The sequence below is a fragment of the Staphylococcus caprae genome (assembly GCF_002902725.1).
Lineage (GTDB): Bacteria > Bacillota > Bacilli > Staphylococcales > Staphylococcaceae > Staphylococcus > Staphylococcus caprae.
Map to the genome: position 1 here is coordinate 1 of NZ_PPRT01000045.1, position 20,916 is coordinate 20,916.

Genomic DNA, 20,916 nt, shown 5'->3' on the forward strand with positions numbered 1-20,916 from the left:
GTACTGTAATTGCAAATAAAATCCATAAGTTAGACATATGTACGCCTCCTTAAACATGTCTTTACATATATTTTAATATATACAAAAATTTTATCCAATGTGTAATTTCAATTTTCAAACAAATGACAATGTTGACTTAAAATAACCCACATAGAATAAACTTTCATCATATTCATTAGCATTAAAATACGTTATAATAATGATTATAAAGACAAAATCTAGGAGTGTCAGTTTATGAGCGGACTTAGAAGTGTCACTATAGGGACGAGTGACCTATCTAAAACTAAAGAATTATTTAGTAACATCATCGGATTGCAATATACTGATAAAAATGAAAATGCTTTAAGGTTTGGAGATGCTAATTTAAGCCCAGGTACTCGACTACATTTTGTAGAAATTCCTACTAATGATTACATAAATCAGCATATTGATAGTGTAGGCTTACGCACACCTTCTGATTTAGGATTAGATGAGTATCAAGAAATTCTCTCAAATCACAACATCTCTTATAGCTCAATGACTGAACTCAATGGTAATAAACATTTTAGTTTTGAAGATGACAATCATCAAACATTCGATATTTACTCAAATGAACATAATACTGGGGTCGGTCTCGGCATGCCTTCATTTGATAGTTCGGTTAATCCACTTCATCAAGTGCAAGGTTTAGGGCCTGTGATACTTAAAGTCAACGAATTAGCGATTACTACATCTATTTTAACGAGAGTATTTGGTCTGGATTTATTCGCAGAGTATTTACCAAGTGAAGACGCCGATGAAAATATTCAAGTATTCAAAATTGGTGAAGGTGGCTTAGGTGGTGAACTTCACTTATATGAAGCCGATAAAGATATTGAAATGTCTGATGTCGGTCCAGTAGAACAAGTCGAATTCTCAACGCAACATCGTGAAGCTTTTAATCAAGCTAAAGAACGTTTAGATGAAATCGGTATACCTTACCAAACGTTAGAACAAGAGGATTCAGAATCTTTAAGAATCACTGAAAACAGTGGTATCTCATTTATTTACACATTAGAAAAGTAAATCATTTTTAATAGAGGAAGGTTATACAATGTTACATGAAACATGGAAAGAACGTACACCTATCAAAAAAGTAGAAGTGACAAATACAGATGCTAAGAAATTTACAGTTTCTGATATGTTAACAGTTGGTAAACAATACGATGTTATCAATGAAACTGAAGAGTATTATCAAATTATTGATAACTCTGGCTTAGTGGGCGGATACTTCAAGGACTACTTTAAAGAAGTATAGAACGCGCCATGCAATTGAAGTAGTGATGACTTAACATTATTAATAGGGCTAAGACAGGTCTGTGGAGACTTAGATGTCTTAGCCTCTTTTTATACATAAAGGAAGGGTAACGATGGTACAAACAATTTATAAAAACTCAGATGAAACTGTATTTCAAGATGCGAAAGTGCTTTTTGAATTAAATAAAAATATTTTATTAAAAGGCCCTACAGGTTCTGGGAAAACGAAGCTTGCTGAGACACTTAGTCAGGAAGTTCAACGGCCTATGCACCAAGTCAATTGTTCAGTGGATTTAGATACTGAAAGTTTACTCGGATTTAAAACAATTCAAACAAATGAAGAAGGCCATCAAGAAATTGTGTTTATAGATGGGCCTGTAATTAAAGCAATGAAACAGGGTCATATTCTCTATATTGATGAAATTAATATGGCGAAACCTGAGACGTTACCAATTCTAAATGGTGTTTTAGACTATCGACGTCAAATTACTAACCCATATACTGGTGAGGTCATTAAAGCTGCACCAGGCTTCAATGTTATCGCTGCAATTAATGAAGGATATGTTGGGACGTTACCTATGAACGAAGCACTTAAGAACCGTTTTATCGTCATAGAAGTTGATTATATTGATGGGGATATTTTGAAAACGGTAATCAAAGAGCAAAGCCGATTGCAAGATGATCAAGTGATACGACAAATTATCAAATTTAATGAAGATTTAAGAACAATGACGAAGCAAGGACAAATTTCCGAAGAGGCTGCTAGTATACGTGCACTCATCGACTTAAGTGACTTAGCTACTGTTATACCAATTGAACGTGCGATTAAACGTACAATTATCGATAAGTTAGAAGATGAACGTGAGCAACAAGCCATTGTTAACGCAATTGAGTTAAATTTTTAAAGAGGGATACGTATGAGTGATCGTTTTATCAAATTCAACGATGAACAATTAGATGCTAAGCAAGTCATGATGTTACAAGACCTAGCACGATTGCTTTTAAAAAATGAACAAACACAAGTCAAAATCCAAAAATTTCCATATTATAATCCATTTAGCAATACTTTAATCACAAGTTGGTTTTGGTCTCATCGGCCACCTCAAGTTGAACAAGCAGGACTTAAAACTGACGTACTATTAGCTGCTTATGGCTACCATCACATGGATGTAGATATTGTAAACGAAGTCTTACATCATAGTGATTTCCAACATCGTAAATTCTTTCATCAGTTGTTCAAGTTATTGGAAGATGTGCGTATTTTCGACATCATCCGTAACGAACGACCAAGTACTGCTAAGTATATCGATTTACGTTTAAATACGCGAATGGCTTTCACAGATTCACAAATCAATGTGTATAAAACTAAAACTGTTTATACAGATTTACTATTCCTTTATTTAGAGCGTGCCTTTCTAAGTCAAAACTTCTTTGACATACCAACAATTCATCCTTTATTTGATGATATCTTAGTTAGCATGTATCAGTATTTGCCTAATATTTTCCAGAATCAATCTTCAGAAGATAATATGTACCTCGCTGAACGTATTATGTACCAAGTTGATGATTTACTCAAAGAAGATATGTTAAATGAATATTATTATTTACCACAAAAGTTATACGAAGATATTCAAACTACTACATTTGACGATTTGAAACGTACAGATGCAAGTCAAACAGATGGTAACGATACCAATAATTCCGAAGAAGATATTGAAACTGCAGAAGCAGAAACAAAGTCAGCGGATAGTCAATCCAAAGGCGGTGCTTATCTAGAAATGGAACTTCATGAAGGTGAAAATAGTGAAGTCATGGCGGATAATGACACAGCTCGAGAAGGCGACAGCACTGATGATATGACCGATATGATGACTAAGAAAGGAAAGGGCTCTCAGAGTACTTTAGATCATGATGAAGGTGGTTTAATAGGCCAAAATCAAGCATTTGCCTTAGAAGGAATCAATAAGAATGTAAAAATTGAATGGAAAGTACCTGATATTCAACCTCAAGACATCATAAATTACCAATCTTCGAAGAATGATGTGCAATATGAGATTAAAGATTTAATTCAAATCATTAAAAAAACAATTGACCGAGAACATGAAGATGAACGTCGCAATCTCACTAAAGGGCGGCTTCAAAAAGATTTAATCAACTGGTTTATTGATGATCAATTTAAATTATTTTATAAAAAACAGGACTTAAGTAAGACGTTTGATGCAACCTTCACACTGTTAGTAGATGCCTCTGCGAGCATGCATGACAAAATGGACGAAACGATCAAAGGTGTCGTTTTATTCCACGAAACATTGAAAACTTTAAATATTAAACATGAAATTTTAGCTTTTAATGAGGATGCCTTTGAAGCTGATGATCGCGAGCAACCTAATATTATTGATGAAATTATTAATTATAATTATTCAATTTTTGAAAAGGAAGGCCCTCGAATTATGTCATTAGAACCGCAAGATGATAATCGCGATGGCGTGGCAATCAGAGTCGCAAGTGAACGTCTTTTACAAAGAAGTCATCAACAGCGTTTTCTTATCGTGTTCTCAGATGGTGAACCATCAGCATTTAATTATAGTCAAGATGGCATCATTGATACGTATGAAGCTGTTGAAACTGCACGTAAGTTTGGGATTGAAGTTTTTAACGTCTTCCTTAGTCAAGAACCAATTACTGAAGATATTGAGCAAACCATTCACAATATCTATGGTCAATTTTCAATTTTTGTTGAGGGCGTGGAACATTTACCAAGTCATTTATCGCCATTATTGAAGAAACTATTGCTGAAGTCCTTTTAAACTTTTGAAAATAGTGGGATGCGTAAGTGTTGGATTGCACTTCGTTTTCTTAATTAGAAGATATTTCGCTTTAACTTTAAAATATGAAGATATTTACATTATATAAGTTTTTAAATTTTCTGAAATTATATAGACTTATAAATCTTAATTATGATAGAATGTTGAATGTTGCATTATTAGATAAAAAGGAGCAGCATTATGAATAAAAATACTTGGATTATAGGTTTTACCTTATTTGCCATGTTTTTCGGTGCAGGAAACCTTATTTTTCCAACAAATCTCGGTCTCGATAGTGGACATTTCTTATGGCCGGCTATACTTGCATTTGCTTTAACAGGTATAGGTCTACCTTTATTAGGTGTCGTCGTAGGGGCTTTAGACCATCAAGGTTATATCGGGGCATTTAATAAAATTTCGCCAAAATTTTCTTTAATATTTTTAATTATTATATACCTAACAATTGGACCATTGTTTGCAATTCCTCGTACAGCTTCAACATCATTTGAAATGACGATTACACCAATTGCTCATACAAATGGAAGTTTAGCTTTATTAATTTTTACTATCATCTATTTTTTAATCGTTCTTTATTTATGTCTCAATCCAAATAAAATGATTGATAGAATTGGTTCATTACTTACACCTTTATTGCTCATAACTATCTTAGCTATGATTATTAAAGGTTTTGTAGATTTCGGAGGGCAGACACCAGATGCTGGTAACACAAAACTGTTCCATTCTGCATTTGGTAGTTTCTCACAAGGCTTTACTCAGGGATACTTAACAATGGATGCAATAGCTTCAATTGCGTTTTCAATGATCGTCGTTAATGCGGTGAAGGCTACTGGCATTCAGCATGCTGATAAGATTTTCAAACAAACGATGATAGCAGGGCTTATCGCTGCTGTAGCTTTAGTTTTTATTTATATTTCATTAGGATTTATCGGTAATCATATGCATGTCACTCCTGGGAAAATGAAAGAACTCACAGCAAACGATCAAAACGTGGGTACTTATTTACTAACTACGATGGCAGCTACCGGTTTCGGTACTTTTGGTAAATACTTATTAGGTATTATTGTCGCACTAGCATGTTTGACTACAGCTTGCGGACTTATTGTCTCAGTGAGCCAATATTTCCATCGTATTTTACCTAAAATCCCTTATAAAGTGTATGTCATCATTTTTACTTTAATAAGTTTCATCCTAGCAAACCAAGGGCTTAATTCAGTAATAACGATGTCAGTACCGGTGTTGAGTATTGTTTATCCAATCGCCATTACAGTTGTCTTGCTCATATTAATTGCTCGTTTTGTTCCAACCAAACCCATCGCTCAACAAATTCCGCTTGTTGTTATAGCGATTGAGTCTATTTTAAGTTTAATCACTACGCAAGGCTGGATTAAAATATCATTTATAGATCATTTACCATTAAAACATTATTCGCTTGAATGGTTCCCAATTGCTGTGGTTGCTACAATCATTGGTTATATTGTTTCTTACTTTGTTAAACAAAAGACCATCGCATATCAAAAAGAGTAATACCATAATAAAAATTTAAATATGACTATGTAAAAGGCACTCATAACGGAAGTAATATTTTAGAAGTGCACCCAAAAGTTGGACTTAAATCTAACTTCATGGGATGCACTTTATTTCTACTTCGTATGAGTGCCATTTTTATATTTATTCTTTTCTCATAGATAACAAGTGTTGCTTTAAATCTTGTTCTAGACCATTCAGTTCTTTTTCAGCAGCTTGACGTTTTTGACGTCCGTCTTGCTGAATTTGTAACGTTTGTTCAATTGTTTCTATGATATCACTTTGTGTTGTTTTTAGTGTTTCAATATCAACAATACCACGCTCATTTTCAGTAGCCGTTTCAATAGCATTCTGTTTAAGCATAGAAGCATTCTGTGTTAGTAAATCATTTGTCGTATCTGTAACGGCTCGTTGTGCTGAAACTGCATTGCGTTGGCGCATTAATGTTAAAGCAATCGCCATTTGATTCTTCCATAAAGGTATACTTGTAAGAATTGAGCTTTGGATTTTTTCAGCTAATGCCTGATTAACATTTTGAATCATGCGAATTTGTGGTGCAGTTTGAATCGCAATTTGTCGAGATAATTGCAAATCGTAAATTCGCTTTTCTAAACGATCTACGAATTGTTCCATATCAGCAACGGCTTGAATATCCATTTGATTTCCAGAGTGTTGCGCTTTGTCTTGTAACTCTGGTATCGTTTCTGATTGAATCTGCTGTTTCTTACGCTGAGCTGCTGCAATATATAGTGTTACATCATCAAAATATTTTTTATTTTGATCGTAAAGACCATCTAACAACTCAACATCTTTCGTTAAATTACCTTTATGCTTGTCTAACTGAACCGTAATTCGATCAATTTGCGAACTTACAGATTGCATTCTAGAGAAAACTTCATTTATAGAAGCTTTCGTTCTTCTAAATAGTCGTTTAAGCTTAGATTGTTTGTTTGGATCTAAATCGTTAGGATTAACAGACTTTAATTTTCCCATTAATTGATTAAGAGAATCACCAACCGGTCCCATATCTTTAGATTGGACTTCATCTAACATTTGATGAGAAAATTGAGACATGCTTTGTTGTAAATTCGTACCAAATTGTAATAAACCTTCATGATCTAAAGGTTTAATTTGCTGACTAATTGTTTCTATTTTTTGTTTGTCTTCCTCACTAAATTGAGGTTCAAAGTCTTGAGCCACTGTTGGATTTTGAGTTGAATTATCTTGAATATATTGATCGAGTGGATGCGATTGATTGCTGTTTAATTCGCGCGTCATCTCATTCATCTCTCCATTTCTGTTATACATCTTTACGACGTTCCTGTTCTAATTTATTTAATTCCATTTCAATATCGAGTCGTTCATAATCTTCTTCATTTAAACGTTTCAAATCTGCTACTAACGTTCGTTTCACTTCATCCAAAGTAATTCGTGTTTGTTCAAGCTTTTGCTTTTCTTCTTTTGACTTCCTTGGCATGCGAGCTAAACGTGTATACGAGTCTACCAAATTGAGTGCATTGTCTAAATGAGAATAAAAGAAACCTTCTACTTTGAAAAACATCCCTGGACGTTGTTTAATACTCGTATATATTGAACGAGAAATACGATAAATATCATTAACCTGTCTAAAATCTTTAATAGATCGTATATTTATAAATGATTTTAAAATGTTTCTAATCTTTAATTGAGCTTGGTTAAGCTGCGCTCTAACATATCTATAGTCTCTTCGCGATAATCCGATTTCATTAAGATATTTACGTGAAGTGAGTCTTTGAGTAGGGAAGTAAGATGCTAAAAAACCAACTATCCCTATAACACCATCAATTAAAAAGGATAAATCCCAAGCAAAAACAGTAACTAACCAAACAACAAAAGCTACTGGTATACCCACTAACACTCCAAATATACGAGAAATGTTATATCTCAAATGTCATCTTCCTTTATATTAAAGTTTAAATCGTTTTAAATTCTGTTAAGGTGTCATCGGTATCTAAATCTTCAATAGTATAATTCGTAACCGATGAAGCAGGTGAAGCACCTTTAATTACCGATTGTATAAATTGTTCTAACTCTTTATTATTACCTTGAGCATATATATCTACATAGTCTTCAACATTCTGAACTGTCCCTTTAATATTGTATTCTCTAGCGATACGTTCAGTATAGAATCTGAATCCCACACCTTGAACAGTTCCGAAAACTTGAATATGTTTACGTTGCATAATATCACCTCATGTTTTCATTATACGTATTTTGGTTGTAAAAAACTAATAATTGCTATACGTACTATCGGCCAAAAGTATGAGTCTTGAAACTTGATTTTGAATTATGAAAAGTTACAATTGAGGTTATAGGTTTTAAACATGGAAGGGGATTTTGAAATGTGGACAGTTGCAAAGATTAGGGCTGACTACGAAGGTTGGTGGCTATTTAGCGATTGGCCCGAAAAAGTTGTTGAAAGATTAGATTTTAATACCTATGACGACATGTTGGCAAGGTACACAGAATTACTTCAAGAATGTAAGAATTGTTTTGATAATTATGTAGTGGGAAAGTACAATATTCATGCCTTTTACAATAATTGCGACTTGAATTTTTGCGAAGATTGCGAAGAAGATTTACAAATATTTTATAGTTTTATTATTTTAAAAAATAATGAGGTTTATTTTAATCTTCCAAAAATTGATTAAATGATAACTTTCTATAATTGTATTGCAATTTAGCTATGACTAAACTATAATGATTATTAAGCAATTGTTTTATTCCATATTGCAAAGAATATTTGGATTTATCATACATATAAGCACACGTATTTTTTGTAATATGCGAATAACGCATATTGAAAGAATTTAGTCTTGGAGGTTTCAGAATTATGAAACAAGGTACAGTTAAATGGTTTAACGCTGAAAAAGGTTTCGGCTTCATCGAAGTTGAAGGAGAAAACGACGTATTCGTACACTTCTCAGCAATCAACCAAGATGGTTACAAATCATTAGAAGAAGGTCAATCAGTTGAATTTGAAGTAGTTGAAGGCGACCGCGGTCCTCAAGCTGCAAACGTTGTTAAACTATAATAAATAGATTGTAATTATTGACTTTAACTAACACCTTACCAAGATGTAGGGTGTTTTTTATATCAATACATACAGTATCTCAGAAAGAAATCGATGTTAATTTCTTTCTGTTTTTTTATGCCCAAAAATAAGAATTAAGAGTATCTAATTATTTTTTGCATGTCTGTGTCTAAAAACAGAGTCCCTAATATCTTTTAGCAATTACGATATTCAGAAAAATTCAATTTTAAATTTCATTTAATTTAAATTAAACAAAAACGCCTTGGATAGGTTCAGTACATCATCTATCCAAGGCATTTTCAAATTGTTTTTAATTAAAATTATATTGATAGTAGGTGAGCTTTTACTCGCTCATTTTTACTATTATTTCGTATCATTTATAATTAATTGTCTCAGTGATTGACGTTTAATCACTTCACGTGCTTTTCCATCTTTTAAGAAAAATACGGATGGCTTTTGCATTTGATTATAATTGGAAGCCATTGAATAATGATATGCACCTGTAGACAAGATAGCTAAGTAGTCTCCTCGTTGAACTGAAGAAGGTAATTTAGCATTTTTAATTATAATATCTCCAGATTCACATAATTTACCAGCGATTGTCACAGTATCATCCGCTTCTTCATGTCTATTAACCAATAACGCTTGATATTTAGCATCATATAACGCAGTACGGATATGATCACTCATACCACCATCCACTGATACATACTTATTAACTTCAGGAATCTCTTTAATTGTACCAACCTCATATAACGTAATTCCTGCTTCACCTACAATTGAACGTCCAGGTTCAATACCAATTTCAGGTAACTCATAATTCAATGATTGTACTGTCTCTTTGATAGCATCAGTAATTTCAGCAATGCCTTCTTCAATAGGGAAACTTACATCTTCCTCAACGTATTTGATTCCAAAACCGCCACCTAAGTTAAGTAAGTCTACCTGAATATCATTGTCAGATAACCAATTTAACACAATCTTAGCCGTTTCAATCATCGCTTCAGTTCCTTCAATTTGAGATCCTACATGGAAGTGAACACCTTTTAATTGTAAGTGCTTAGAAGTTTTTACTTTATTGACCGCTTCAAGTGCTAGACCATGCTTAATTGAAAGACCAAACTTACTATCTTCTTGTCCTGTTTGGATAAATTCATGCGTATGCGCCTCAACACCTGGATTAACACGTATAACGACATTCACATCATTACTTGCATATTTATCGATTAAGTCAATCTCTTTTAAAGCATCGATCACGAAATAACCAATACCATTTTCTAATGCATATTGGATTTCACGTTTAGTTTTGTTATTCCCATGGAAGTGGATACGACTTGCATCAAAGCCAGCTTCTAATGCAGTGTAAAGTTCACCTTCAGAAACAACATCTAATTGTAAATCTTCTTCTTGAACAAGTTTTACCATTTGAATACACGTAAATGCTTTAGAGGCATACGATATATTATATTTTAAACCGCTTTTCTTAAATGCTTCATGATATCTGCGCATTTGAGTACGGATTTGATCTTCATCATAAACGATAGTAGGGGTACCAAAGCTTTGAGCAACCGTCTTTAAGCTTGTACCTTCCATAGTTAATTCGCCATAATCATTATATTCTACTGCCATTTATATGTACTCCTTTATTAGAGAATCGTGGTTCATAGCGCTCAGTTGTTCAGAATTCGCGCCCACACCTTTGAATGTAAATTCATCAATGCGTATATCGTTATTATATAATACTACTTCATCTTGTGCATGAACTTCGTCATCTACTTCAACAAACATATGACTCATCATTAGCGCTCTAATTGGATAACGTTTTCCGTTTATCATAGCTTCATGTCGTGCCCTTGATTTAAGAATACCATCACCATATCCAACATCAACGACGGCTAATCGTGTATGGTCTTTTGTGGCTTCAAAGGCAAAGCTATACCCACAATAATCTCCGGCATTTACTTCACGTGTCTGAATCACATTTCCTTTAACTGTTAAAGACTGTTGAATACGACTTGTATCTAACTTTCTATAAGGCCTAGACCCGTAAAGCGCAATACCCACACGCGCATGAGTATGATAGGGAAGAACTTGTTGACCTTCGCGATAATAACTCGCACTATTTTGCGCATGTATCATTTCAAATGTATAGCCTTCCTCGAGCAAAGTATTTAATACATTTAACCAAGCTTTACGTTCTATACCATATTCCGGCACATCAAATTCATCTGCATATCCGAAATGTGTCCATAGACCCGAAATAATCATTTTTTCGCTATTGTCATTTTGAGCATGGTCTTCCAGAACCTCATGTAGCTCATCTAAATCTTTAAATCCTGAGCGATGTAATAAATTCTCAAACTCTAAATGAACATGAATACCTTTTAAATCCTCTTTGTACTCGTAATAATATACTAAAGAGGGAAGGGTCATGTGAATTTGATATTCTCTTACAGTATCAAAGTCATATACTGCATTCATTAGGAAAATGGTTGCATGAGGTGCGATTTCTCTCACACGTACAGCTTCTTTCAATGACGTAGTACTAAACGTATTAATACCTGCCTTCAAAAATTGTTTCACTGCAAATTCCAAACCGTAATGGTAAGCGTTGTTCTTAACAACTGCCATAATAGGTTGTTCATTTCTAACGTTTACAGCATTCTGATAAAACGCTTCTGTATCTACTGACCAAATTGCTGTCAATTGCCTTACACCTCTTTATAATTTATTAGTAATTGTTCATAATAATTCGCTACATCAATTAATACCTTTTCATCGAAATTAAGATGAGAGGTATGTAAACCTGTGACATAACCTTTATCTTTATTCTGAGTACCTACAAATGCAAAATAAGATGGTGCAAGTTGTTGACCATAAAAACTGAAATCTTCACCAAATAAGAACGGGGTAGGTTTATCAATAACTTCTAAATTGGCACCTTCTAAAGCACGTTCAACACTTTCGCGCAGCTTAGGGCTATTCATTGTAGGTGGGTAACCTTCCTCAAATTTGACTTGGCATTCAACATTAAATAGCAACTGTACACTTTCAGCAATCTTATTCATCTGCTGTTTAACGACGGTTAAATCATCTACGTCATAAGTACGGATTGTACCTTCAAGATAACCATGACTTGGTACAGTATTGATGGCTTCTCCTGCTTCAAAGTGACCCATATGAACGATATTACGTTTCAAACCATTGAGGTGATATTGTTGAATTTGTCCTACTTGAGTTAAAACATGCTGAAGCGCTTCACCACATGAATGACCTTGCTCCTTATCAGCAACATGACTAGATAAACCATTTAAATAGAATCGATATTCTGTCGCACTTGCTGTAATTTCTTCATCACGAATAACAACTTTTCCTTCTTCTGCAAAAGGATTCACATGAATGCCGTAAACAGCCTCGATAGGATATTTATCGAATGCGCCTGCTTTAATCAAGCGATTGGCACCTCCGCCAGTTTCTTCGGCAGGTTGGAAGATAAAGACCACATTATGAGGTAGTTCTCCTTTATCGGCCATCGCTTTACAACGTGTTACGAATAACATCAACGCCGTCGTATGACCATCATGTCCACACGCATGCATGACATTATCCGTTTTGCTTCTATATTCTACTTCATTTTCCTCAAATATAGGTAAAGCATCGATATCTGCTCGAAAGGCTATAGTATGATCACTTTGACCTTCTAAATAAGCAATAGCGCCCTTTTCAAGAGGGCGGTCGTATGTCACTCCCAATTCATCTAGAAATTGCGTAATATATTTCGTTGTTTCAAATTCATGTAAACTTAATTCTGGATATTGATGTAAATGTCTTCTATGTTTCGTTACAAATTCTAATTCATTCATCTTAATCATTCCTTGTATGAAGTTTTATTCTTTAATTATGTATTTATAACTAGAGGGGGTGCTTCATTTTATAATAAAAAGGTGAAACAAATGAATAGAACCCAACATCAGCGTTCGATAGTATCATTTGCTTCAACCTTTAACATTCATTTATTGGAAAATGACTAACACATAACTACTTATTAATCATTTAACTTTCTTAAAGCAGAGACAATTTCACGTTTAGAGTCTTCAACTTCAGACGTTTGTTTAATCACCTTAGCAGGCGTTCCAGCAACTACAGCACCAGCAGGGACATCTTGAGTTACGATTGCACCAGCTGCCACAATAGCACCTTCGCCCACACGTACACCTTCAAGAATAACTGCATTGGCACCAATTAATACATTATCTTCAATGACCACTGGATCAGCGCTTGGTGGTTCAATAACACCAGCTAGTACGGCACCAGCACCCACGTGAACATTTTTACCTGTTGTGGCACGACCGCCTAATGTCGCATTCATGTCTACCATTGTGCCTTCACCAACAACTGCACCAATATTAATCGTTGCACCCATCATTACAACAGCACCATCTTCAATGATTGCTTGTTCACGTATAAATGCACCTGGTTCAATACGTGCATTAGTATGAGTTAAATCTTTAAGTGGAATTGCTGAATTACGTCGATCCATTTCAATTTCTACATCTTCAATGCGAGTTTGATTTTGTTCATAGAACGGTTTCCAATCATCCGCTTCACAAAAGATAACTTTAGAATCTGCTGAACCAAAGACTTTAAATGATTCAGGGAATGTGACATCATCAAAACGACCATTGACATATACTTTTAATGGCGTTGATTTCTTAGCATCACTGATATATTGAATAATTTCCTGTGCAGTTAAATGTTGTACCATAGTTTATATTCTCCTTTGTTTAACGTTTATAAATTATCGAAAGTGTAATAACCATTTTCTTTGTGGATTAACTTTTCAGCAGCGCCTATAGCTCCATTTGCGAAAATATCTTTCGATTGCGCTTTATGTGAAATGGTAATCGTTTCATCAGTACCAGCAAATAAAATATCATGCTCGCCAACGATAGTACCGCCTCGAACTGCGTGTATACCTATTTCATCTTTTGAACGTTTCTCAGTTTTATCATGTCGGTCATATACTGGAGTGCTTTGCGCTCTGAGTTCCTTGATAACATCATATAATTTGACTAGTGTGCCACTTGGGGCATCGACTTTTTTATTATGATGTGCTTCAGTTAATTCGATATCAAAATCTTGAAGTAGGGGAACAGCCGTTTCTAAGATTTTAGTAAGGGCGTGTATGCCGTAACTCATATTCGCACTAAAGAAAATGGGCATGTTTTGACTTAACTTTTCCAATTTAGTAATTAACGTATCCTTCTCACCAGTCGTAGCAATCACCAAAGGTAAATGAAATGTATCATTTAATAATGGAAATAGTAATTCCGGATTAGAGAAGTCAATTGCAACATCCGCATGTGCTTCAGCTTCTGCAATACTGTTGTAATGTGTGTACGGTGTCGATGCTTTAGGAGTTCGATCTATAACACCAACGATTTCATGACCTTTTTCTTCAGCTAATCTTGCAACACGTTGATTCATAGCACCATAGCCTATAAGTAGTATCTTCATGATTGTTCACCTGCTTTAAACTGATCATAAGCTTGCTCTAATACTTTGCGCTCTGCATTTTCTAAAGGAATAAGCGGTAATCTTAATTCATAATTACCAAATCCTAAGTGTGCAGTAAGGGCTTTAATTGGAATAGGATTGACGTCTACTGATAGTGAATCTAATAATTTTCTAATAGGTTCAAACTGTGTTGAAATATCCTCTCCACTTTGTTTAGCATCATATAAATGTTGGAATTCTTGTGGAATAACATTTGCGATAACTGATATAACACCTTTACCACCGCGTTGATAGAATTCAACGACATTGTCATCATTACCACTATATAATGCGAATTCGTCTTGATTAATACGTTGTTTAACTTCTTCCATATAATCAAAATCATTAGTAGCATCTTTAAGCGCTACAATATATTCGTTGTGACTAAGGGTTTCTACAGTTTCAGGTTCGATTGTCATATTTGTACGAGAAGGCACATTATATAAGACGACCGGTAATTTCACTTCATTTGCTATCGTTTCAAAATGTTTAATTAAACCACGTTGATTCGTTTTATTATAATAAGGTGTAATCAGCATAACTGCATCTGCGCCTATATCTTTTGCACGTTTCGATGCTTGAATAGATTTCTGAGTATTATTCGTACCAGTTCCTGCAATAATAGGAACTTTATGATTTACTAATTTCACTACTGTTTCAAGTACTTGTTCTTTCTCTTCATCAGTAAGAGTAGGGCTTTCTGCTGTTGTACCATTCACTATAATCGCTTGAGTTTGATTTTCTAATAAAAATTGTACATGTCTTTCTAATGCGTCGTAATCAACTTCATTATTTGTAAAAGGAGTAGCAAGAGCTACACCAACGCCTTCAAACATGTGTGTCATATTATCGAGCTCCTTTCAAAGTTAAAACTTGTTCTAATACTTGTACTGCGTTTAATGCTGCTCCTTTAAGGAGATTGTCAGATGTACACCATACATGGAATGTATTATCTAATGAATCATCGCGACGGATTCGACCTACAAAGACTTCATCTTTACCTGTAGAGTGAATTGCTAATGGATATTCATTTTTCTCAGGATTGTCTACAAGTACAACTCTGTCATCTTGTTCAAATAAACGTTGAATATCTTTGACCGTCGCGTCTTTATCTAATGTCACGTCAATTTCAATACTATGACTGTCTTGAACTGGTACACGTACACAAGTTGCAGTCACTTTCAAACCTTTATCGTTTAAAATTTTTCTTGTTTCATCAATCATTTTTTGTTCTTCTTTGGTATAACCATTTTCAAGAAAAACATCGATGTGAGGTAAAACATTATTATAAATCGGGTGAGGGTATGCCTCCGGTTCTTTACCATTAGCGCCCTCAGATAAATCTCTTTTACCCTTGATACCTGAGCCTGAAACCGCTTGATAAGTCGTATAAGCCACGCGTTTCAATCCATAAGCATCTTTTAAAATTTTAAGAGGTACTACTGATTGAATAGTTGAACAGTTAGGGTTTGCAATAATTCCACGTGTGAATTTAGGTTCATTCACTTCTGGAACAACTAGGTCTACATCTTCAGTCATACGCCATTGGCTTGAGTTATCAATAACTATGGCACCCGCTTGTTCGAAGAGTGGGGCAAAATGTTCACTTGTACCACCACCTGCACTCATTAACACGTAGTCGAAATGTTCACTTGCTGCTTCATCTGTTAATTCTTGAACGGTATATGTTTGACCTTGGAATTCAACTTTCTTTCCAGCTGAGCGTGCTGATGAGAAGAGTACAAGCTCATCGAAAGGAATATTTTTACGGTCCAATGTTTCTAACATTTTTGTTCCTACTAAACCTGTTGCTCCGGCTACTGCTAATCTTGTCATAATAAAGTCACTCCATTTGTAATATTGGTAATTTTAAGAAAATTCTTAATAAATATATTATATCAACTTTAGATATCAAAGGCTTTGTATAATTCTTCGACTGCTCTTTGACCATTTTCAGCATCAATCACATACGAGATACTAATTTCTGAGGTAGTCGTTTGATAGAATGGTATCTTCGAATTAATGAGAGTCATAAATGCTTTAGAAGCTACACCTGACATATCTCTCATACCTGAACCGATGAGTGAAATCTTAACGTATTCTTCATTGATTTTATAATCTAACGCGTCAAATTGTGCTGATAAATTTTCAAGAATTGAAGAAATTTGATGAACGTCACTATCTTTAATTGAAAATGATAGCTGTAATCCTTCAAGATTCACGATTTGAGAAATCATATCGACATTGACTGAACCTTCTTCTAATTCTGTAAATAATTGAGTGAGTAAGCGATTATCTGGAAGGGGATAGCTAATCGTTACGTGCATCATGTGTGTATCTAAAGCTACCCCTGTGACGGCTTTTTTCTCTAATAAATCTGTTCTAGACATAATCCATGTTCCTTTCAAATTTGATAATGTTCTTCCTAAATAAAGCGGGATATCATAGTTCTTAGCAAGTTCAACGCTTCGCGTTTCAAGTACGCCTGCACCAAGCGCGCTCATTTCCATCATTTCTTCATATGAAACATATTCTAAACGCTTCGCATGACTTAATATTCTAGGATCCGTCGCATAAACACCATCAACATCTGTATAGATTTCACAAGGCGTTTGGTTACTTGCTGCTAAGGCTACTGCGGTTGTATCTGAACCTCCACGACCTAGCGTAGTTAGTTCGAATTCATCGTTAATGCCTTGGAATCCTGCAACCACAAGTACATCATGTTTTTCAAATGCTTGATTAAATGTTTCTGGATCAATCTCGGCAATTTTACTTTTTAAATGATGTCCGATTGTTTTAATGCCTGCTTGATATCCTGTCATTGCTTTAGCACTTACACCAATGTCATTGAGTACCATTGAAAGGTAGGAGACGGTTTGTTGTTCGCCAGTGGTAAGTAAAAGCGCAAGTTCTTGATCTTTAGGTGTGGAAGTCAATGAAGACACATTTTCCATCAATTGATCAGTCGTTTTGCCCATTGCACTGACCACAACGATTAATTCCTCTCCTTTCTCTACACGTGTTTTAAGCATTTCAGCAATATTTTTTATTTTTGTAAAATCGCTGACGGAAGAACCGCCAAATTTCAAAACACTTCTGTTCAATTTTAGTCCTCCTGTTTAATAAGGAAGGCACACACGATGTAAAAAAAGAGCAAGTTCGGAATGCGCGAACTTGCTCTACATTTATGTACAAGTGATGCACTCCATTATTTAATAATAATGACAAACTTTTAGCTCTTAACCAAAAAGTCCAACGACTCATAACTGCTATTATGAATTGTTTCGGCATCGCACCCTTTCAAAATTAGTTGCTAGCAGGCAAAATTCTAAATTTTACTCATGATTGATGCGCCTCATCAAAATCTTATTCAATTGATATGTGTTTATTATACATAGAGTACATATCTCTGTAAACCAATATGTTAGATTTTTTGAAATATACTGAAAATTTTTGGGTAAGTTCAATTCATCTGTGATTTAATATTAAGAAATACTTTTATAATTAGTACCATTTAATAGTTTTTAATCAGCGAGGGGATGTGTGAAAGAAGTTTGGCAAAAGTGAGTAAAGTCTTTTATTAAAGAAATGCAGTCCAGCAAAACTTAAAGTAAAATAAAAACCTCTCGAGAATCTTCTGACTCTCAAGAGGTAACATTGCTTCATTAATTATTTTGTAAAACGCCAATTTCTTGTAAATATTCTTCATAAGGGACTTCTTTAGATAAACCACCTTGTTGATTTAAATCAATCACGCGATTTGCTATGGTATTGATAAATTCGAAGTCATAAGAAGTGAAAATGATAGAACCTTTAAATGATTTTAAACCATCGTTCACTGCAGTAATACTTTCTAAGTCTAAATGGTTTGTTGGCTCATCAAGTAGTAAAACATTTGCACTTGATAACATCATTTTACTTAACATACAGCGAACTTTTTCACCACCTGATAAGACGCTTGCTTTTTTCTTAACTTCTTCGCCGCTAAATAACATACGTCCTAAGAATCCACGTAAGAATGTTTCAGTTTGTTCGTCTTCAGGTGCATATTGACGTAACCAATCTACTAAATTCATGTCTACGCCATCAAAGAATTCAGAGTTATCTTTAGGGAAGTAGCTGAGCGATGTTGTGACACCCCATTTGAATGTACCTTCATCAGGTTCCATTTCACCAGCTAAGATCTTAAGTAAAGTTGTTTTAGCAATTTCGCTATCACCGATTAAGATGGCTTTATCATTCGGATTCATTGTGAATGAAATGTTATCTAATACTTTTTCACCATCAATTGTTTTAGAGAGATTTTCAACTGTTAATAAATCATTTCCTATTTCACGTTCAGGAGTAAATTTAACGTATGGATATCTTCTTGAAGATGGTTGGATATCATCCAATTCAATTTTGTCTAGTTGTTTTTTACGACTTGTCGCTTGTTTAGATTTAGAAGCATTCGCTGAGAAACGAGCAATAAAGTCTTGTAACTCTTTAATTTTTTCTTCTTTTTTCTTGTTTTGTTCTTGAGCCATTTTTTGAGCTAATTGGCTTGATTGATACCAGAAATCATAGTTACCTACATAGACTTTAATTTTACCGTAGTCTAAATCGGCAATGTGTGTACATACGTTGTTTAAGAAGTGACGGTCGTGAGATACGACGATGACCGTGTTTTCAAAATTAATTAAGAAATCTTCTAACCAACTAATAGCAGGGATATCTAGACCGTTTGTAGGCTCGTCAAGTAGAAGTACGTCAGGATCTCCAAATAAACTTTGAGCTAATAATACTTTCACTTTTTGATTGTTTTCAAGCTCAGACATTTTCTTGTCATGTAAATCCGCTTGAATACCTAAACCAGATAATAGGTTCGCTGCGTCAGCTTCCGCATTCCAACCATTCATTTCTGCGAATTCGCCTTCAAGTTCAGCTGCGCGAATGCCATCTTCGTCGCTGAAATCTGGCTTCATGTAAATCTCATCTTTTTCTTTCATTACTTCATATAAACGCTCATGTCCTTTAATCACGACATCTAATACGCGCTCATCTTCGTATGCAAAGTGATCTTGCTTTAATACAGCTAGGCGTTCATCTTTTCCTAATGAAACATGACCCGTTTGTGAATCAATTTCACCAGATAGAATCTTTAGAAACGTTGATTTACCTGCACCGTTTGCACCAATTAAGCCATAACAATTACCTTCAGTAAATTTAATATTTACATCTTCAAATAGTTTACGATCACCGAAACGTAAACTTACATCAGTTACTTGTAACATGCATTTGCTCCTTTATCGTTATTCTAACGGAGAAATTATATCATATAATAGTAGGAGTTTCGACCTCGTTGCCATAGTAATGATAGAATGAGTGACTCATGTTATAATTGAAAGGAATTTTATCGTATCGAATCATTTATTTTAGTTTGAAAAGAACTATTTATATAGAAGGAACATGAATGAAATTTAAAAATCACATGATTATAAGGAGAACAGAATGGCATTAGATAAAGATATCGTAGGTTCAATAGAATTTCTAGAAGTAGAAGGATTGCAAGGTTCTACTTATTTATTAAAAGGACCAAACGGCGAACAAGTAAAATTAAATCAGTCAGAGATAGCAGAAGAAGATGAATTCGAAATAGGGGAAGAATATAGCTTCTTCGTTTATCCTAACCGTTCGGGCGAACTTTTTGCTACACAAAATATGCCTGACATAACGAAAGATAAATACGATTTCGCAAAAGTATTGAAAACAGATCGTGACGGTGCACATATCGATGTAGGCTTACCACGTGAAGTATTAGTTCCATGGGAAGACTTACCAAAATTAAAAGAATTATGGCCACAAGCCGGAGATTACTTACTTGTTACATTAAGAATAGACAGTAATAATCAAATGTTTGGTCGTCTTGCGAGTGAAACAATTGTAGAAGGAATGTTTACACCAGTCATGGATGAGAGTAAACAAAACGAAATGATAGAAGCACGAGCATATCGCTTATTAAGAGTAGGAAGTTTCTTATTGAGCGAAGATGGCTACAAAATCTTTGTACATGAATCTGAACGTAAAGAAGAACCTCGTTTAGGTGAAAAAGTTGAGGTGCGCATCATCGGTCATAATGATAAAGGCGAATTAAATGGTTCATTCTTACCACTAGCTCATGAACGTCTCGATGATGATGGACAAATTATTTTCGATTTACTAGTTGAATATGATGGCGAGTTGCCATTTTGGGATAAATCAAGTCCTGAGGCTATTAAAGAAGTATTCAATATGAGTAAAGGCTCATTTAAACGTGCCATCGGCCATTTATATAAGAAGAAAATTATCAATATCGAAACAGGCAAAATTACTCTTACTAAAAAAGGTTGGAGTAGAGTAGAAGAGTAGCATATTGGGTTAAGACTTATTTCTTACAGCACGTAGGGAATAAGTCTTTTTATTTATTAAGTAAAGTCCCTTTATTATTTCCATCTTTTATATTTACAATTTCTACTAAAAATCAATTTATAAATCATTATAAAAAAACTAGGTATCACGTATAATAATTGGTACAATATTTATATAAAATATTATATATACGTTTTACAGGTTTCAATAAAATCAAGATAAATAACAACTAAGTAAAATAATTTAGGGAGAGCGACTAGTATTTTTACAATA

At 34.4% G+C, this 20,916-nt stretch carries 20 protein-coding genes and 1 riboswitch; of the genes, 8 read left to right on the top strand and 12 right to left on the bottom strand.

Annotation, left to right across the window (positions count from 1 at the left end; genetic code table 11):
* Positions 1–234 precede the first annotated feature (234 nt).
* From CD155_RS09600 to brnQ3, 5 genes are all read left to right on the top strand, one after another.
* Complete coding sequence (locus CD155_RS09600; RefSeq protein ID WP_103213197.1) at positions 235–1,044, top strand: VOC family protein; 810 nt, start codon at positions 235–237, stop codon at positions 1,042–1,044.
* 28 nt (positions 1,045–1,072) lie between these two features.
* Complete coding sequence (locus tag CD155_RS09605; protein ID WP_002442835.1) at positions 1,073–1,276, top strand: DUF6501 family protein; 204 nt, start codon at positions 1,073–1,075, stop codon at positions 1,274–1,276.
* Between the two features lie 112 nt (positions 1,277–1,388).
* Positions 1,389–2,180, top strand: a complete 792-nt coding sequence (locus CD155_RS09610; protein ID WP_103213198.1) for an ATP-binding protein — start codon at positions 1,389–1,391, stop codon at positions 2,178–2,180.
* A gap of 12 nt (positions 2,181–2,192) precedes the next feature.
* Positions 2,193–4,082 carry a vWA domain-containing protein gene (locus tag CD155_RS09615; RefSeq protein WP_002442833.1) on the top strand — a complete coding sequence of 630 codons (1,890 nt, stop codon included), beginning with the start codon at positions 2,193–2,195 and terminating at the stop codon, positions 4,080–4,082.
* A 198-nt stretch (positions 4,083–4,280) separates the two neighbouring features.
* Positions 4,281–5,624, top strand: coding sequence for a branched-chain amino acid-like transporter carrier protein BrnQ3 (gene brnQ3, locus CD155_RS09620; protein WP_070831364.1), 1,344 nt, complete (start codon positions 4,281–4,283; stop codon positions 5,622–5,624).
* Between the two features lie 144 nt (positions 5,625–5,768).
* On the opposite strand, the gene CD155_RS09625 is transcribed toward brnQ3, so the two are convergent.
* The 3 genes from CD155_RS09625 to CD155_RS09635 are packed head-to-tail and all read right to left on the bottom strand — an operon-like array spanning position 5,769 to position 7,846.
* Positions 5,769–6,902 carry a toxic anion resistance protein gene (locus CD155_RS09625; protein ID WP_103213207.1) on the bottom strand — a complete coding sequence of 378 codons (1,134 nt, stop codon included), beginning with the start codon at positions 6,900–6,902 and terminating at the stop codon, positions 5,769–5,771.
* A gap of 22 nt (positions 6,903–6,924) precedes the next feature.
* Positions 6,925–7,551 carry a 5-bromo-4-chloroindolyl phosphate hydrolysis family protein gene (locus CD155_RS09630; RefSeq protein ID WP_037541443.1) on the bottom strand — a complete coding sequence of 209 codons (627 nt, stop codon included), beginning with the start codon at positions 7,549–7,551 and terminating at the stop codon, positions 6,925–6,927.
* A gap of 25 nt (positions 7,552–7,576) precedes the next feature.
* Positions 7,577–7,846: an acylphosphatase gene (locus CD155_RS09635; protein ID WP_103213199.1), complete on the bottom strand. Its 270-nt coding sequence runs from the start codon at positions 7,844–7,846 to the stop codon at positions 7,577–7,579.
* Between the two features lie 159 nt (positions 7,847–8,005).
* Here CD155_RS09635 and msaA point away from each other — a divergent pair, with 159 nt between their 5' ends.
* Both msaA and cspA read left to right on the top strand, forming a co-directional pair.
* Entirely contained in the window at positions 8,006–8,314 is a 309-nt protein-coding gene (msaA, locus tag CD155_RS09640) for a regulatory protein MsaA (RefSeq protein ID WP_037541442.1), read from the top strand.
* A 182-nt stretch (positions 8,315–8,496) separates the two neighbouring features.
* On the top strand, positions 8,497–8,697 hold the full coding sequence (gene cspA, locus CD155_RS09645) for a cold shock protein CspA (protein ID WP_002433901.1): 201 nt from the start codon (positions 8,497–8,499) through the stop codon (positions 8,695–8,697).
* Between the two features lie 363 nt (positions 8,698–9,060).
* Here cspA and lysA read toward each other — a convergent pair whose 3' ends face one another.
* From lysA to CD155_RS09690, 9 genes are all read right to left on the bottom strand, one after another.
* The gene (gene lysA / locus CD155_RS09650) at positions 9,061–10,326 is read right to left on the bottom strand and encodes a diaminopimelate decarboxylase (RefSeq protein ID WP_103213200.1); all 1,266 of its coding nucleotides are present in this window, start codon (positions 10,324–10,326) and stop codon (positions 9,061–9,063) included.
* The gene (locus CD155_RS09655) at positions 10,327–11,403 is read right to left on the bottom strand and encodes an alanine racemase (RefSeq protein WP_103213201.1); all 1,077 of its coding nucleotides are present in this window, start codon (positions 11,401–11,403) and stop codon (positions 10,327–10,329) included. It abuts the gene before it with no gap.
* A gap of 5 nt (positions 11,404–11,408) precedes the next feature.
* Entirely contained in the window at positions 11,409–12,560 is a 1,152-nt protein-coding gene (locus CD155_RS09660) for an amidohydrolase (RefSeq protein WP_103213202.1), read from the bottom strand.
* 182 nt (positions 12,561–12,742) lie between these two features.
* Positions 12,743–13,462 (bottom strand): 2,3,4,5-tetrahydropyridine-2,6-dicarboxylate N-acetyltransferase, encoded by a 720-nt coding sequence (dapD, locus tag CD155_RS09665; protein ID WP_103213203.1) that lies wholly within the window; start codon positions 13,460–13,462, stop codon positions 12,743–12,745.
* Between the two features lie 26 nt (positions 13,463–13,488).
* Positions 13,489–14,214 (bottom strand): 4-hydroxy-tetrahydrodipicolinate reductase, encoded by a 726-nt coding sequence (gene dapB / locus CD155_RS09670; RefSeq protein ID WP_002442816.1) that lies wholly within the window; start codon positions 14,212–14,214, stop codon positions 13,489–13,491.
* Complete coding sequence (dapA, locus tag CD155_RS09675; RefSeq protein ID WP_002442813.1) at positions 14,211–15,098, bottom strand: 4-hydroxy-tetrahydrodipicolinate synthase; 888 nt, start codon at positions 15,096–15,098, stop codon at positions 14,211–14,213. The genes dapB and dapA overlap by 4 nt, the downstream gene beginning before the upstream one ends.
* Position 15,099: 1 nt before the next feature.
* Positions 15,100–16,089: an aspartate-semialdehyde dehydrogenase gene (locus CD155_RS09680; protein ID WP_103213204.1), complete on the bottom strand. Its 990-nt coding sequence runs from the start codon at positions 16,087–16,089 to the stop codon at positions 15,100–15,102.
* A gap of 68 nt (positions 16,090–16,157) precedes the next feature.
* A complete protein-coding gene (locus CD155_RS09685; RefSeq protein WP_103213205.1) occupies positions 16,158–17,360 on the bottom strand; it encodes an aspartate kinase in 1,203 nt (400 codons plus the stop codon).
* 86 nt (positions 17,361–17,446) lie between these two features.
* A riboswitch (Lysine riboswitch) is annotated at positions 17,447–17,623 on the bottom strand.
* 298 nt (positions 17,624–17,921) lie between these two features.
* Entirely contained in the window at positions 17,922–19,529 is a 1,608-nt protein-coding gene (locus CD155_RS09690) for an ABC-F family ATP-binding cassette domain-containing protein (protein WP_103213206.1), read from the bottom strand.
* Positions 19,530–19,746: 217 nt separating this feature from the next.
* On the opposite strand from CD155_RS09690, the gene cvfB reads away from it, so the two are divergent.
* Complete coding sequence (gene cvfB / locus CD155_RS09695) at positions 19,747–20,643, top strand: RNA-binding virulence regulatory protein CvfB (protein WP_070831403.1); 897 nt, start codon at positions 19,747–19,749, stop codon at positions 20,641–20,643.
* The last annotated feature ends 273 nt before the right edge of the window (positions 20,644–20,916 follow it).

What these genes read in the sequence shown, in the direction of transcription:
- CD155_RS09605 (WP_002442835.1), top strand. Translation starts at nt 1,073, where the DNA reads ATGTTACATGAAACATGGAAAGAACGTACACCTATCAAAAAAGTAGAA.
- CD155_RS09615 (WP_002442833.1), top strand. Translation starts at nt 2,193, where the DNA reads ATGAGTGATCGTTTTATCAAATTCAACGATGAACAATTAGATGCTAAG.
- CD155_RS09680 (WP_103213204.1), bottom strand. Translation starts at nt 16,089, where the DNA reads ATGACAAGATTAGCAGTAGCCGGAGCAACAGGTTTAGTAGGAACAAAA.
- cspA (WP_002433901.1), top strand. Translation starts at nt 8,497, where the DNA reads ATGAAACAAGGTACAGTTAAATGGTTTAACGCTGAAAAAGGTTTCGGC.
- CD155_RS09610 (WP_103213198.1), top strand. Translation starts at nt 1,389, where the DNA reads ATGGTACAAACAATTTATAAAAACTCAGATGAAACTGTATTTCAAGAT.
- CD155_RS09690 (WP_103213206.1), bottom strand. Translation starts at nt 19,529, where the DNA reads ATGTTACAAGTAACTGATGTAAGTTTACGTTTCGGTGATCGTAAACTA.
- msaA (WP_037541442.1), top strand. Translation starts at nt 8,006, where the DNA reads ATGTGGACAGTTGCAAAGATTAGGGCTGACTACGAAGGTTGGTGGCTA.
- dapD (WP_103213203.1), bottom strand. Translation starts at nt 13,462, where the DNA reads ATGGTACAACATTTAACTGCACAGGAAATTATTCAATATATCAGTGAT.
- cvfB (WP_070831403.1), top strand. Translation starts at nt 19,747, where the DNA reads ATGGCATTAGATAAAGATATCGTAGGTTCAATAGAATTTCTAGAAGTA.
- dapA (WP_002442813.1), bottom strand. Translation starts at nt 15,098, where the DNA reads ATGACACACATGTTTGAAGGCGTTGGTGTAGCTCTTGCTACTCCTTTT.
- CD155_RS09625 (WP_103213207.1), bottom strand. Translation starts at nt 6,902, where the DNA reads ATGACGCGCGAATTAAACAGCAATCAATCGCATCCACTCGATCAATAT.
- CD155_RS09635 (WP_103213199.1), bottom strand. Translation starts at nt 7,846, where the DNA reads ATGCAACGTAAACATATTCAAGTTTTCGGAACTGTTCAAGGTGTGGGA.
- CD155_RS09600 (WP_103213197.1), top strand. Translation starts at nt 235, where the DNA reads ATGAGCGGACTTAGAAGTGTCACTATAGGGACGAGTGACCTATCTAAA.
- dapB (WP_002442816.1), bottom strand. Translation starts at nt 14,214, where the DNA reads ATGAAGATACTACTTATAGGCTATGGTGCTATGAATCAACGTGTTGCA.
- lysA (WP_103213200.1), bottom strand. Translation starts at nt 10,326, where the DNA reads ATGGCAGTAGAATATAATGATTATGGCGAATTAACTATGGAAGGTACA.
- CD155_RS09660 (WP_103213202.1), bottom strand. Translation starts at nt 12,560, where the DNA reads ATGAATGAATTAGAATTTGTAACGAAACATAGAAGACATTTACATCAA.
- brnQ3 (WP_070831364.1), top strand. Translation starts at nt 4,281, where the DNA reads ATGAATAAAAATACTTGGATTATAGGTTTTACCTTATTTGCCATGTTT.